General features: G+C 33.2%; 10 protein-coding genes. 6 read left to right on the top strand and 4 right to left on the bottom strand.

Annotated elements, in window-relative coordinates:
- Window positions 1-75 precede the first annotated feature (75 nt).
- Window positions 76-309, bottom strand: coding sequence for a SlyX family protein (locus KTT71_RS01970; protein WP_216782196.1), 234 nt, complete (start codon window positions 307-309; stop codon window positions 76-78).
- Between the two features lie 653 nt (window positions 310-962).
- On the opposite strand from KTT71_RS01970, the gene ubiA reads away from it, so the two are divergent.
- The 6 genes from ubiA to cysA all read left to right on the top strand — a co-directional run bounded on the left by ubiA (window position 963) and on the right by cysA (window position 9,461).
- Window positions 963-1,823 (top strand): 4-hydroxybenzoate octaprenyltransferase, encoded by an 861-nt coding sequence (gene ubiA / locus KTT71_RS01965; protein WP_216782195.1) that lies wholly within the window; start codon window positions 963-965, stop codon window positions 1,821-1,823.
- Between the two features lie 924 nt (window positions 1,824-2,747).
- The gene (gene purB, locus KTT71_RS01960) at window positions 2,748-4,145 is read left to right on the top strand and encodes an adenylosuccinate lyase (RefSeq protein WP_216782751.1); all 1,398 of its coding nucleotides are present in this window, start codon (window positions 2,748-2,750) and stop codon (window positions 4,143-4,145) included.
- Between the two features lie 1,531 nt (window positions 4,146-5,676).
- Window positions 5,677-6,648, top strand: a complete 972-nt coding sequence (cysP, locus tag KTT71_RS01955; RefSeq protein ID WP_246543853.1) for a thiosulfate ABC transporter substrate-binding protein CysP — start codon at window positions 5,677-5,679, stop codon at window positions 6,646-6,648.
- A complete protein-coding gene (gene cysT, locus KTT71_RS01950; protein WP_216782193.1) occupies window positions 6,648-7,499 on the top strand; it encodes a sulfate/thiosulfate ABC transporter permease CysT in 852 nt (283 codons plus the stop codon). The genes cysP and cysT overlap by 1 nt, the downstream gene beginning before the upstream one ends.
- Complete coding sequence (gene cysW, locus KTT71_RS01945) at window positions 7,492-8,370, top strand: sulfate/thiosulfate ABC transporter permease CysW (protein ID WP_216782192.1); 879 nt, start codon at window positions 7,492-7,494, stop codon at window positions 8,368-8,370. Before cysT ends, cysW begins: the two co-directional genes overlap by 8 nt.
- On the top strand, window positions 8,367-9,461 hold the full coding sequence (cysA, locus tag KTT71_RS01940; RefSeq protein WP_216782191.1) for a sulfate/thiosulfate ABC transporter ATP-binding protein CysA: 1,095 nt from the start codon (window positions 8,367-8,369) through the stop codon (window positions 9,459-9,461). The genes cysW and cysA overlap by 4 nt, the downstream gene beginning before the upstream one ends.
- A 1,389-nt stretch (window positions 9,462-10,850) precedes the next feature.
- Here cysA and ptsI read toward each other — a convergent pair.
- The 3 genes from ptsI to cysK all read right to left on the bottom strand — a co-directional run bounded on the left by ptsI (window position 10,851) and on the right by cysK (window position 14,310).
- On the bottom strand, window positions 10,851-12,581 hold the full coding sequence (gene ptsI / locus KTT71_RS01935; RefSeq protein WP_216782190.1) for a phosphoenolpyruvate-protein phosphotransferase PtsI: 1,731 nt from the start codon (window positions 12,579-12,581) through the stop codon (window positions 10,851-10,853).
- 53 nt (window positions 12,582-12,634) lie between these two features.
- Window positions 12,635-12,892, bottom strand: a complete 258-nt coding sequence (gene ptsH, locus KTT71_RS01930; RefSeq protein WP_216782189.1) for a phosphocarrier protein Hpr — start codon at window positions 12,890-12,892, stop codon at window positions 12,635-12,637.
- 473 nt (window positions 12,893-13,365) lie between these two features.
- The gene (gene cysK / locus KTT71_RS01925) at window positions 13,366-14,310 is read right to left on the bottom strand and encodes a cysteine synthase A (RefSeq protein ID WP_216782188.1); all 945 of its coding nucleotides are present in this window, start codon (window positions 14,308-14,310) and stop codon (window positions 13,366-13,368) included.
- Window positions 14,311-14,644: the final 334 nt, after the last annotated feature.

Genomic DNA, 14,644 nt, shown 5'->3' with positions numbered 1-14,644 from the left:
TTATAAGTAAGCAATCTAAAGATGTACGATTTATTGTATCCTTTTATCCGCTGATTTGTAACAATAGTTTAGATATTAGTAATGTGGTGGTAGAGTATCTTCTAAATCATGGGCAACCATTGATAACTGTAATCCTTTAAGCTTGTCCACCAATAAGTAAATTTGCTTACAACATTTATTCAAATCTAACTGTAGGGATATAACTTTCTGGCTTAACTCTTCTATATTAATTTCCTGAAACGCTATTCTACTCTCGAGTATTTCAAATTTGGATTCAATTTTTTTGCGATCTAAATCTAACTCTTGCATAATATTTTCTCTTTTTAGAGTGTGCTTTATGTGAGGTGTAGAGAGATTAAAACAGTTGCGATGGACAATAATGTATAAGTGAGATATTGAATCCATAAATTAAAAACAGTCTTATCTATTCTCTTGTTCAGCAATTTTATTATAATGATGTTGACATTATTAATACCAATTTAATTATCCCTAAGGATAGTCTTAAATATTTTATTTATGAACCCATAAGATATCCTTTAATCAAAAATAACAGTATATTTTGCATAAATATATACTTTAAGTACAATTTTTCATAAAATGAAGCTGTTTTATTAAACTATCAAGTATATTTCAATATGTTGCTTTATCTTATGAACTAAATTAGTATTTGATAGACTATAAAGATATATTAAAAACTAAATTAGTTATTTAATAGTATGCATACTATAAATAGCAATTTTAAGGATTAAAACTATTTTTTTAAAAAATATTCATGGATTAGATTTGTAATCTAATATTACATGTTGCCAAACATACCCTATATCTTTTTATCAATATTTGATAAAATATTATTCAAATTAACTTTGAGTAAAGTAAGGAGGAAGGATCACAAGAAGTTTTTAGTATTTTATCAAAAATTATTTATTCTAATATTTCACTAAAATATTTATTCTGAGGGATTAATGACCCAAACCAAGTGGCGGGCTTATTATAGTCTAATGAGGATAGACAAACCAATCGGGTGTCTTTTATTGCTCTGGCCGACTTATTGGGCATTATGGTTAGCTAGTGGCAGGCAACCTCCTAGCATATTAATATTCACTATATTTACAGTAGGCGTCTTTTTTATGCGGGCGGCTGGGTGTGTTCTGAATGATTTTGCTGATCGACGCTTAGATCTTCATGTAAAACGCACAGCTCAGCGTCCACTTCCGGGTGGACTAGTTACAGAAAAAGAGAGCAAGATCTTATTTATAATGCTTATATTAATATCTTTTGGAATAGTATTAATGCTGAATGCAATGACAATTTTTTTATCTCTAGTTGCGCTAGTTTTAGTGTTAGTTTATCCTTTTATGAAACGTATTACCCACTTACCTCAGGTTGTATTAGGTATAGCTTTTAGTTGGTCAATACCCATGGTATATGCAGCTGTCACTAAAAGTCTACCGTTAAGCTGCTGGGTTCTGTACTTAGCTAATACATGCTGGACCATTGCTTATGATACAGAATACGCAATGGTTGATAAGAATGATGATCTAAAAATTGGTATTAAATCTACGGCAATTCTATTTGGTCGTTTTGATACTCTTATTCTGGGTTTGTTGCAATTAGCTACGCTGTTGTTTATGTTACTAATTGGTCACCTCAATAATCTTAATATTGCCTATTACTGTGGTATTATAATAGCTGGCTTGCTTTTTATTTATCAACATAAATTAGTTTCACATCGTAATCCGATGATGTGCTTTCGAGCTTTTTCAAATAATAGTTACGTAGGTTTAGTCTTATTTATAGGAATTGTCGTGTCTATTTTATTCTAAGTATATTAAAGAAATAGTATTAGTGAAAGGACTCTATGTGCTATAATATTTATTACAATGACATCATATCTTATATTTTTTAATAAATTAGTTTAAATCAGAATAACATACGCTCAAAATGTGACTTAGCTCATATCCTAATGATTATAAATTTATCTCACTGAGCTGCATATTTTATATTATTTAAGAGTTTCTCTTCTTTATGTATATATATTATTATTTTTGCTTGTAATCTGCTTTATGAGCGATTAACGCACATCGTGTATTCTATTCCAAGAAATTTTCGTGATACTTCTATTTATTAATTTGATATTTTATGTTAATTCTTATTGATTATCTCAATCATACTGCAGCCTATATCTTTGTTTATTATAGATATAATGTTGCCATGTTAAAGATGGATAATTTATTTATTTGTATATCGTCTTGTATATCGTCTTTTATGTTCTATTACATTATAAACCATCTTGTTAAACGTATTAACTTATTCGGTTATAGGATTATCTTTAGCGAACAGATGAATAGTCTGACTACTAGAACTAGTTATATAAATTAATATATTTAAATGAGAAACTAAAATATTTCAGAGTGATTTTGTTTAGAGGATCTCTCTAAAATATTTATATTAACTAATGTTGTTGTATGAGGATATTATAATCCTCTAAAATATTAATAGATTCGGACAGGTTATAATTGGCTATATCTTTAGAAGATAATATATCTTTGCTGTACAAAGCAATACAAAGACATGCAGACACAGAAACTGCACAACAATATCTAAGGATATTATTAATTTCATGTGCTGAATGTATATATTTTATTTTACGAACTATCAAGAAGACCTGTTATAGTTAAGTACTTACAAAATTTTAAAATTATTAAAGTTATAATATATCTTTCATCCTTTAGGAGGATTGATCGTTGATGCAATTATCAGCTCTAACTGCTGTATCACCTATTGATGGCCGTTACAGCGATAGTGTGACCATGCTGCGGCCTATTTTCAGTGAATATGGTCTTCTAAGATTCCGCGTAGTAGTAGAAATACGTTGGTTGCAAAAGTTAGCATCTTGTTCAAAAATTTCCGAAATTCCATCTTTTGATGAAGATACAAACTGTTTTCTTGATAGTATTATAGCAGAATTTACAGAGGAAGATGCTGAGTGCATTAAAAGAATCGAATGTATCACCAATCATGATATCAAAGCTGTTGAATACTTTTTGAAAGATAAAGTTAGCAGAATACCCGCCCTGAGGTCTATCTCTGAATTTATTCACTTTGCTTGTACTTCTGAAGATATTAACAACTTATCTTATGCGCTTATGCTGAATACTGCGCGCGAAAATGTAATTAAGCCACAGTGGCGAAAAGTTATCAACTCCATAGCATGTATGTCGCAAAAATATCGAGACATTCCTATGTTGTCTCGCACTCATGGGCAGCCTGCGACACCATCTACTATAGGTAAAGAATTTGCTAATGTCGTATACCGAATGGAAAAGCAGTTTTACAAATTAAATAAGGTAGAAATTCTAGGTAAAATTAACGGAGCTGTAGGCAACTATAACGCGCACATAGCTGCCTATCCTAACGTGAATTGGCATCAATTTAGTGAAGAGTTTATTATTTCTTTAGGTATTAAATGGAATCCGTATACTACTCAGATTGAACCGCATGATTATATTGCAGAACTATTTGCGTGTGTGATGCGATTCAATACGATCCTGCTCGACTTTGATCGTGATATTTGGGGCTATATTGCACTGAGCCATTTCAAGCAGAAAACTATTAGAGGTAATATTGGTTCATCTACCATGCCACATAAGGTGAACCCAATAGACTTTGAAAATTCTGAAGGTAATCTAGGATTATCAAATGCTGTTTTAGGACACTTAGCAGCCACATTACCTATTTCTCGTTGGCAACGCGATCTTGCTAGTTCAACTGTATTACGCAATATAGGCGTTGGCCTAGGTTATGCCCTTATTGCATACAAATCTGCTCTAAATGGTATAAGCAAGCTAGAAGTAAATCACGATCACCTTCGTGATGAGTTAGATGATAATTGGGAAGTACTTGCCGAGCCCATTCAAACTGTTATGCGCCGTTATGGCATTAAAAACTCTTATGAAAAGTTAAAAGAGTTGACTTGTGGAAAACAGGTTAACGCTAAGGTTATGCATGCTTTTATTGATGAACTTAAGCTACCTGATGAAGAAAAAATACGACTGAAAGCTATGACACCAGCGAACTACATCGGTGATGCTGTCAATTTAGTAGATAAACTAAACAGTACAATTTCTATTGTTAATATTTTCTAGAAGATATTGAATAAATTGATTTAAAATATTTTCAGAAAAAATAGCTATTTGATATCATTTTACTACTAGCGAGTAGCTCAATATTTATTGAGAAAGAGAATTTATACATATAATGTAATACAAAAGCAGTACTCATCTATCACAGCATTTTTAAATTAAATTTTGAAAAATTTCAATCTTTTATATTTTTTTTCAATATTATTGTTATGCTATTAAAATCTGTTACCATATGAATACCATTCGGTATTCCTTCTGCTTTATTAAATTAACGGCATTTATTATTATATATCTTTCTTCAATTGATACAGTAACCTTGCTATCTAAGATCTTAGATATAGATTATTTTTCTTGAATGCGCATACAGTCCAGTAATTATTGTATTATATTTTAATACATCTTAGTTTAGATAATAAGTTTCATCAGACTCCTCTTTTTATATGTGTCGTATTCTGTCTTCTATCTTCTGTATTTTAGTAAATATTATCTAGTAGTTTGCGATAAATCATCAGAAATAATCTGATATATTGTTTACCTCTGAACTTATTACCAAGCTCAGAGTCTTTTTATATCTTATTACTTGTATGCAATCACTTTTAATAGATTGCATAAACGATCTTTTTATCATTATTAATAAAAGAATAAAAGAGTATGTTTCTTTTATATTTTATAGGTAACCATACTTAACATGGATATCGATGAATACTAATGATCTGTTATAAGAGATCATGTAGAGCAGATTGTATAAGAAAACGTCTTTTTATTCTTGAGTTTATGTTAATTAATTTATTAAAATATCGATTTCATCTGGTTGATCAGAATTAAATCTATCTGATTATACAGGTGTTTAATAACTTTAAATTTTCCTTTCCTATAATGTCCTATGTATTACATAGTAATAATGATCTAATTATAATAGACAAAAAATTCTGCTTTAGTCAAAAAATAATTTTCTTATACATATAGTTACTCAGATAATCAAAATACGCCATTCTTGTTGTCAACAGATTTATGATAGAAAAGAATAATCCAGAAAACTTTAGATAAATAAGAATTTACATTATCTATCTGTATATTGCGAATAAAATCTATTTTTAAAATATCTGGAATACATGTCTTTTCTTTATTTTAAAGTAATTTTCATTGCAATATTTATACAGAGCACTTCTTTAATCTTATTACATGAAAGACAAATACAAGTATCACTGAGTGTTTACAGGTAATTTATGTTGCTTTTAGCAGCCGCCCATATTAAATAATTTTTCATATAGAATTATAAAGAATCACAAAATATAAAAATATTTTATTATTTTAATCTGATTATTTATATATGTAGTTTTCAGCAATTATAGTTTAAATTATTTGGATAACCTTTAATACTTTTAAATCCCAAAATATAAATAAAAATAGTTACAGGTTAGGATCTACTTATAAATATACTAAACTTCATGAAGGATAACATGAATAGTAGTTTTCAAAGAATGATTGAAGGTGATCTATGAAACTGAAGAAACTCAAAGGATTGATATTGGTAATGACACTATTTTCTATGAGTATCTCAAAAGCAGCTGAACTTTTGAATAGTTCTTATGATGTTTCTCGTGAACTATTTGCCGCTCTTAATCCTGCTTTTGAGAATCAATGGCATAAAGAGGGTAATCCAGCTATTAAGATAAAGCAGTCTCATGCTGGTTCTTCTAAACAAGCATTGGCTCTATTGCAAGGTTTACGTGCTGATGTAGTGACCTATAATCAGGTTACTGATGTGCAATTATTACATGATCGTGGTCATTTAATCCCAGCAGATTGGCGAAAACGCCTACCGAACAATAGCTCGCCGTTCTACTCCACCATGGCTTTTTTGGTGCGTAAGGGAAATCCGAAGCATATTCAGGATTGGGATGATTTAGTTGCTAGTGATGTTAAATTAATTTTCCCTAATCCTAAAACTTCTGGTAATGGTCGTTATACTTATCTAGCGGCATTGGGTGCAGCTAATTTACATAACGGTGGTGATCAAGTCAAAAGTCGTGAGTGGATGAGACGCTTTTTAAGCAATGTTGAGGTGTTTGATACCGGGAGTCGTGGCTCTACCACTACTTTTGTTGAGCGTAATATGGGTGATGTTCTGATCAGTTTTGAGTCAGAAGTAAAAAGTATTCAGAATCAATATACTGATAATATCTACGAAGTAATAATTCCTTCTTTAGATATTATGGCGGAATTCCCTGTTACGTTAGTAGACAAGAATGTAGAGCGCAATGGTACAATAAAGGCGGCAAAAGCGTATTTAAATTATCTTTATTCACCAGAATCGCAAAAAATTATTACTAGCTTTAACTATCGAGTTTATAATAAACAAGCGATGGACGCTCTAAAAGGACGTTTTCCTGATTCTCATTTATTCCGTGTTGAAGATCAATTTGACAGTTGGTCAAAGGTTATGATAACACATTTTGCAAGCGGTGGTCAGTTAGATCAAATCTTAGCAGAAGGACACCAATAATGTTAATGATGTCGTCTCGTGCAGTGCCAAAAAGAGTTTTGCCAGGTTTTTCCCTAAGCTTAGGCAGTAGCCTATTTTATACTTGTCTGATTTTACTTCTGCCATTAAGCGCATTGTTTGTGCAATTAGCTCATATGACATGGCAACAGCATTGGGAGATAATTACCAACAGTCGAGTATTAGCAGCATACAAAGTAACACTGCTTGCAGCAGGTTGTGCTAGCGTGTTTAATGGAATTTTCGGTATGTTGATGGCCTGGATCCTAACCCGCTACGATTTTTTAGGGAACAGACTTTTAGATAGTTTAATAGATCTACCATTTGCATTACCTACCGCGGTAGCAGGGTTAACTTTAGCAGGAATATTTTCTGCTACTGGTTGGTATGGTAAATGGCTATCTTTGATGGACATCAAAGTCTCTTTTACTTGGCTGGGTATCGCTGTAGCTATGGCATTTACCAGCATACCTTTTGTTGTACGTACCGTTCAGCCAGTATTAGAAGAACTTAGTCCTGAATATGAAGAAGCAGCAGAAACATTAGGCGCTTCGCGTTGGCAAAGTTTCTCGAAAGTAGTATTACCAGAAGTTGCTCCTGCACTTTTGGCAGGTACAGCCCTTGCTTTTACTCGCAGCTTGGGTGAGTTTGGTGCGGTTATTTTTATCGCAGGAAACATCGCTTGGAAGACAGAAGCGACCTCATTAATTATTTTTATGAATTTAGAAGAATTTGATTATCCTGCAGCAAGTTCAATTGCTTCGGTTATATTATTAATATCACTGTTGCTATTATTTAGCATAAATACTTTCCAGAGCCGTTTTGGTAAACGTATCGGGGGTATTGATGTATAGTTTATCTGTCTTATACCGAAGTATTTATCAAAAAATATCTAACATTAATTTGTTAAAATATTTATTGATCAGTATTGGTATACTATTTTCTATATTCTTGTTGCTTTTGCCGATTATTTCAATTTTTGCGCTAGCATTTTCAGAAGGAGTGGGCGTCATGTGGAGTAATCTTATCGATGCTGATATGATTCATGCTATCTGCTTGACGTTATTAGTAGCTCTAATTGCGGTACCTGTTAATATTATCTTTGGCACTTTGCTTGCATGGTTATGCACAAGATTTATTTTTCCTGGTCGCCAATTGTTACTAACCCTAGTCGATATACCTTTTGCTGTTTCTCCGGTAGTAGCAGGACTGTTATATTTATTGTTCTATGGTCCAAATGGGCCTCTGGGAGGATGGCTAGACGATCATGATATTCAATTGATGTTCTCTTGGCCGGGAATGGTAATGGTTACAGTATTTGTAACCTGTCCATTCGTGGTTCGAGAGTTGGTGCCCGTCCTTATGAGCCAGGGGATTCATGAAGATGAAGCTGCAATTCTGCTAGGTGCTTCTGGTTGGCAGATGTTTAGTCGGGTAACTTTACCGAATTTTCGCTGGGCATTGCTATATGGAGTTGTCCTTACTAATGCGCGCGCTATTGGTGAGTTTGGTGCGGTATCGGTAGTATCTGGTTCTATACGTGGTGCAACCTATACCTTACCTTTACAGGTTGAACTATTATATCAAGATTATAATACTGTTGGTGCATTTACCGCTGCTGCTTTATTAACAATGATGGCAATCGCAACTTTATTTCTAAAGAACATGCTGCACTGGCGACTGAATCGGCAATTAATTAAAGCTGAGCAGGAGAACGCGAAATGAGCATTGAAGTTAAAAATGTAAGCAAATACTTTAATAAAACTAAAGTCCTAAATGATATTTCACTGACCATTCCATCTGGTCATATGGTAGCTTTACTTGGTCCTTCTGGTTCAGGCAAGACAACATTGCTGCGAATTATAGCTGGTCTAGAAGTGCAAAGCAGTGGTCATCTGAGATTCAATGGTAATGATGTTAGCCACTTGCATGCGCGAGACCGCCGAGTTGGTTTTGTTTTTCAGCATTATGCACTATTTCGACATATGAGTGTTTTTGACAACGTTGCTTTTGGTCTGACTGTTCTACATGGACGTATGCGTCCATGCTCGAGCTTAATTAAAAATACAGTAGGGGAATTACTGGAAAGGGTGCAGCTTTCACATCTATCTGATCGATTTCCTGCGCAGCTTTCTGGCGGACAGAAACAACGTGTTGCTTTAGCGCGCGCACTAGCTGTAGAACCAGCCATTTTATTGTTAGATGAGCCTTTTGGTGCGCTAGATGCTCGGGTTCGCAAAGAACTGCGCCGTTGGCTGCGTCAGTTGCATGAAGATCTTGGTTTTACTAGTGTGTTCGTGACTCATGACCAAGAAGAAGCTATGGAAGTTGCAGATCAAATTGTAGTAATGAGTCAAGGAAATATTGAGCAAATTGGTACTCCAGACGCTGTGTGGAGCGCACCTAATAGCAGATTTGTATTAGAATTTTTAGGTGAAGTTAACAAGGTTAGTGGCGAAATTCGTGGCTCAAATATTTATATAAGCAAATATCATTGGCCATTAGATTCTCCTTCTGTTTACCAAGGTAAAGTAGATATTTTTCTACGTCCTTGGGATATAGAAGTTATTTCAGAAGCCAGCATTCGTTGCCCCCTTCCAGTACAGGTATTAGAAGCTAGTCCTCGTGGATACTATCAACAGATAACAGCGCAGCCTGAAGGATGGGATTTAGAACCCATAAGCCTAGTAATACCCTCAGTTAATTTGATTAATATCCCTCATCGCGGCGAACGATACTTTGTTGGTTGGTTGAGTGCACGCCTTTATGATGGAGATACTTTCCTACGTACTGTAGAGTTCGCAAAAATCTCCTGAATAATTTTATTTAAGATTTTTCTTTAGATAAAGATGTATTAACTATATATCTCAGAATAAATTATAGTATGTTAAAATACTATAATTTATTCTGATGGGTTTATTGAGACTTATAGCTCTAAATGTACATAATTATTTTCTGAGAAAGATAGAGCACATCTCATCTGGCGGGCTACTTATTTAAAATACTGAGTATATTATCTTCTATGAGGCGATTAGTATAATGATAATTTACCTTCAACAGTATTTAGAGTAAGTTGTTAATACCATTAATATGAGACGCAATTCAGTACTAAATAATAGTATGGATTAAGGATAAACTATTTGTGTGATATACTTTATTTTTCCTAAAAATATTAGCAAAAGAGTCAGTATGAGATATGGGATTGATATAGAAAGGTAAAAATAACTTTAAATTAATATTAGTATCTAATTGAGCAGGGATTATATAATTAATAAGCAGAAAAAATCTTGCCTCGGCCCTAATTCATTATCAGCTTAATGATATCTCTAATACCTAATACCTAATACCTAATACAAGTTGCGTAATATTATGAGGTTTATGTTTTATTTTAAAGCATATCTAAGTGATGGTATCTGACATATCAGTTGTTGCGAACAACAGAAATGTTAGCATTATAGATTTTTCTTTCATTTATAAATAATATTAATTTATACTTTTACTCAGTAGTTGGCAAAAAATATTTAATCATATTGTGTATCATACTTTCTCCTTTCATCTATTTCCTGATAGATATAATAATAGATCTTAGCATTAATGAAATATGCTTGATATGTTTTATGGGCATAATTTAAAATTTACAAGTAAGCTCTTATGATCCTATGACAGTAATGTATCTGAGAAATTATTTATTTAAGAAAGATAAGCATATCATATTCTGTATTTTAGTTAATAAATCCAAGGACTATTTGATGTTAATAAGAAGGAGATCATCAAAATAACGATCATAAAAAAATAGTTAGTTTTTAAAGATTGTTTATATATTTGAAATGATTAATAAAGCAAGAGTAATCCTATATTTTCTAAGAATGAGGATGAGCAATCGATAAAAATATTGATTTCAATAAATTAGTTATTATTTTTAGCAAATATTTTAAAATTATTATTTATGGAAAATAGTATAGATACTAAATTAGATTCATAACTCAATTACAATACCTTACTTTATCGAAAATATACATTGTATTTCTAATATTTTATATATTCTATATGTGTATTAAGGTAAGTATCTTATAAATAAAATTCTATAAATATGATATATTACGCAAGAAATTTCAGAAATATAAAAATTGTTGTTGCTTTGTATTTTATTAAATTATAATCTCTCATTATAATATTGATATTGTTAATAGTGTTCCACTATGCATCTACTTACAGATATTTTTCTCTGCTATAAATGTGCTTATTAAGTGCATCACATCTTCTACTGTTGGTTGATTTAGTACTTCATTTGCTAGTTTTTTAACATCTTCAAAATTAGAGTTACGAATAATTTTTTTAACTGCAGGTATAGAAATAGAGCTCATACTAAACTCATCCAGTCCTAAACCTAAAAGAAGCAATGTCGCATGTTCATCACCTGCAAGTTCTCCGCACATACCGGTCCATTTACCTTCTGTATGAGACGCGTCGATTACTTGCTTAATCAGGGTTATCACTGACGGAGACATAGGGTTATAGAGATGAGAAATCATTTTATTTCCACGATCTACTGCTAAAGTATATTGGGTGAGATCATTTGTACCAATACTAAAAAAATCAACTTCCTTCGCTAAGTGGTGTGCTATAGTTGCTGCTGATGGAGTCTCAATCATAACTCCTACCGCTATTTTCTCATCAAATCTTTTCCCTTCCTTACGAAGCTGTTCTTTAAGATGTTCTAACTCAGCTTTGAGTTCGCGTATTTCCTCTATTAAAATAATCATTGGAAACATGACCCGTATCTTACCAAATGCAGACGCACGCAAGATAGCCCGGAGTTGAGTATGTAATATTTCTTTGCGATCTAAACATATGCGAATTGCACGCCAGCCTAAGAATGGGTTTTCTTCTTTTGGTAACTCCATGTATGGCAGATCTTTATCGCCGCCTATATCCATGGTACGCACTATTACAGCTTGGGTACCCATGATCTCGGCAACTGCTTTATAGGATTGAAATTGTTCTTCTTCTGTAGGTAATTCATTGCGGTCCATAAATAGTAGTTCTGTGCGATACAGACCAACTCCCGTGGCTCCATTGCGTTTAGCGCCGGCAATATCACGCACCGTACCTATATTTGCACAAACTTTAACCTGATGACCATCTAATGTAATAGCTGGCAAATCTTTCAGTTTTGTTAATTCTTTCTTTTCAGAGACGAAGTGATTATGAACTGATTTTAGTTTTCTAATTAGTGATTCCGTCGGATTAATATGTATACTGTTGTTTATAGCATCCAAAATCAAGAAGTCACCATTTTTTACTTTTTGGGTCACATCAGAAGTACCCACAATTGCAGGAAGTTCTAGAGAACGCGCTATAATAGAAGTATGTGATGTACGTCCTCCTAAATCAGTAATGAAGCCAAGGACTTTTTTAAGGTTCAGTTGAGCTGTTTCTGAAGGAGTAAGATCAGTTGCGACTAAGATAATTTCTTCTTGAATTGCGCTTAAATCAACTATATTCATGCCGAGAATATTCATAAGCAAACGTTTTCCTATATCACGAATATCAGATGCACGTTCTTTCAGATATTCGTCATCCAGTTCTTCTAATGCTTTTGCCTGACCCTCGATCACTTCGTTAGCTGCAGCTTCTGCGGTCATTTTACTTGCTTGAATGAGATTGATAATTTCCTGCTCCATCTCTTCGTCTTCTAATAACATTATATGTCCCTCGAAGATTGCAGCTTTTTCTTCACCAAAGCGTTCGCTCGCTTTTATCTTGATTGCTTGTAGTTGCTTAGATGCTTTATCACAACCATATTTAAAGCGAGCAATCTCATGTTCTTCTGTACCAAGCGCTATTCTTGTCTTATTAATCTGAATCGCATCTTCTTTCAATAAAAGTGCTTTACCAAAAGCAATGCCCGGAGATACTAAAATTCCTGAAATCATAAGCTTGTCTCATTTGTTTTGTTTATTAACACTAAAGGTATTTGACTTAATCATCATTCAAGTTCTGCCATCAGTCTGACTAAATATTTAACAGCTTCTTGCTCATCTTCACCTTCAGCGGTGATAGTTACTACAGTACCTTTTGTAAGAGCTAGTGTTTGCAGTTTGAATAGGCTCTTAGCACTTGCGCTTTTGCCGTGAGAAGTTAGAGTGATTTCTGAGGTAAAACCTTTAGCTTCTTTAACAAAACGAGCAGCAGGGCGGGTATGCAGACCATGTAAAGCAGTAATCGTGACATCTGTTTGGAACATATTTTTCCTTAACTATTTTGAATGAAAATGTGAGCTAAAATCTAGATTAGATCACTTACTTTATCTTGCTGCAGTTGCTATCTAACTTATATATTAGTGCAAATATGATAGTTATATCTAATGCATTTAATAAAGTTTGTATCAGATAATAACTATCATTTAATTAATCTAAAATTACAAACCAAATATGTCGCTTTTAGCTTCCTCAATAAATCAGATAATAGACTTATCTAAGTGGAATCACTTAATTGATTCTTGATTAAATATAGTTAAGCACTTTTATTCTGATGCATCCAGATAAAATTTTTTTTTTAAATAATAACAGATATTATTTTATTGTTTGTAATCATTATAAATGCGTTTTACACTAAACTTGACAATTGAACAATATTTGCAGGTTAAAATTTAGGATGTTGTACAAAAAAAGCACTCAATTGAGTGCTTTTTTTAGAATACTCATATCACTGTTGTAATTATTGTATCGCGAACAAATCTGTGCTTAAATAACGTTCACCAGAGGAAGGTAAAATAACTACAATTTTTTTATTAGTAAATTCTAGTTCATTAGCAATCCTTACTGCTGCAATAACTGCCGCTCCTGATGAGATACCAGCTAGAATTCCCTCGTCTTTCATCAATAGTCGGGCCATCTTAATTGAGTCATCATTGCCAACACGTTCAACTCGGTCAATTAGATTTAAGTCTAGGTTATCGGGGATGAAGCCTGGACCAATGCCCTGAATCTTGTGTGGGCCTGGTTGAATTTCTTGACCTGCTAAAGCCTGAGTGATTACAGGGGATGTCTCAGGTTCTACAGCTACAGTAATAATTTTTTTCCCTTTGATATTTTTTAGATAATTTGTAGTACCAGTAAGGGTGCCTCCAGTCCCTACTCCAGATACCAGTACATCGACTTCACCTCCAGTATCTTCCCAAATTTCTGGTCCAGTAGTTTTCTCGTGAATTTCAGGGTTTGCAGGATTACTAAATTGTTCTAGTAGAAGGAAGCGATCTGGATTAGAAGCAACTATTTCTTGAGCTTTTGAGATAGCTCCCTTCATGCCTTTAGTACCATCGGTTAGCACTAATTTTGCGCCTAAGGCCTCAAGAAGTTTACGACGTTCAAGACTCATGGTGTCAGGCATTGTTAACGTTATTTTATAGCCTCTAGACGCAGCTACAAACGCGAGAGCGATACCAGTATTTCCGCTAGTTGATTCAACCAGTTCAATTCCAGGCTTTAAGAGACCACGTTTTTCAGCATCCCAGATCATATTGGCGCCGATGCGGTCTTTCACACTAAAGCTAGGATTACGGGATTCTACTTTTGCTAAAATACAACCATTGCCGATACGATTTAATCGAACAAGAGGAGAATGACCTACTGTTAGGGAGTTATCTTGAAAAATCTTGCTCATGGCGGGCACGTTGACTCTATTAAAGACAGAAAAGATTACTTTATTATACACAAATAAGCATATGTAGTTAAGTAAATAAATATTATATGTTTATGTCAATAAGAAATTAATAATGAATAAGTTAGAGGATTGTCCTTGATTCTCAAGATTAATTTAATGCATTTAAAGTTTCTCTGGAGAAGGAAATATTCGTAATAATCTGATTCGTAGTATTTTGTCTTGTTAGTTCTAGACTGCTTCTATAACAGACGATATCATCGTATAAGCATAATGCTATAATAAGTATTATGGTTATTAAATCTAGACAGTATGCAATATCTATAATGTTAATTAT

The sequence above is a fragment of the Candidatus Profftia tarda genome, from assembly GCF_904848675.1.
In the GTDB taxonomy this organism is placed as follows: Bacteria; Pseudomonadota; Gammaproteobacteria; order Enterobacterales; family Enterobacteriaceae; genus Profftia; species Profftia tarda.
The sequence above is the reverse complement of the archived record's forward strand: the minus strand, read 5'-3'. Positions and strand labels throughout refer to the sequence as shown.

Bases quoted from the DNA above. Each gene is read 5' to 3' on its own strand.
- ptsI (WP_216782190.1), bottom strand. From the start codon at position 12,581: ATGATTTCAGGAATTTTAGTATCTCCGGGCATTGCTTTTGGTAAAGCA.
- ubiA (WP_216782195.1), top strand. From the start codon at position 963: ATGACCCAAACCAAGTGGCGGGCTTATTATAGTCTAATGAGGATAGAC.
- KTT71_RS01970 (WP_216782196.1), bottom strand. From the start codon at position 309: ATGCAAGAGTTAGATTTAGATCGCAAAAAAATTGAATCCAAATTTGAA.
- cysA (WP_216782191.1), top strand. From the start codon at position 8,367: ATGAGCATTGAAGTTAAAAATGTAAGCAAATACTTTAATAAAACTAAA.
- cysW (WP_216782192.1), top strand. From the start codon at position 7,492: ATGTATAGTTTATCTGTCTTATACCGAAGTATTTATCAAAAAATATCT.
- purB (WP_216782751.1), top strand. From the start codon at position 2,748: ATGCAATTATCAGCTCTAACTGCTGTATCACCTATTGATGGCCGTTAC.
- cysK (WP_216782188.1), bottom strand. From the start codon at position 14,310: ATGAGCAAGATTTTTCAAGATAACTCCCTAACAGTAGGTCATTCTCCT.
- ptsH (WP_216782189.1), bottom strand. From the start codon at position 12,892: ATGTTCCAAACAGATGTCACGATTACTGCTTTACATGGTCTGCATACC.
- cysP (WP_246543853.1), top strand. From the start codon at position 5,677: ATGACACTATTTTCTATGAGTATCTCAAAAGCAGCTGAACTTTTGAAT.
- cysT (WP_216782193.1), top strand. From the start codon at position 6,648: ATGTTAATGATGTCGTCTCGTGCAGTGCCAAAAAGAGTTTTGCCAGGT.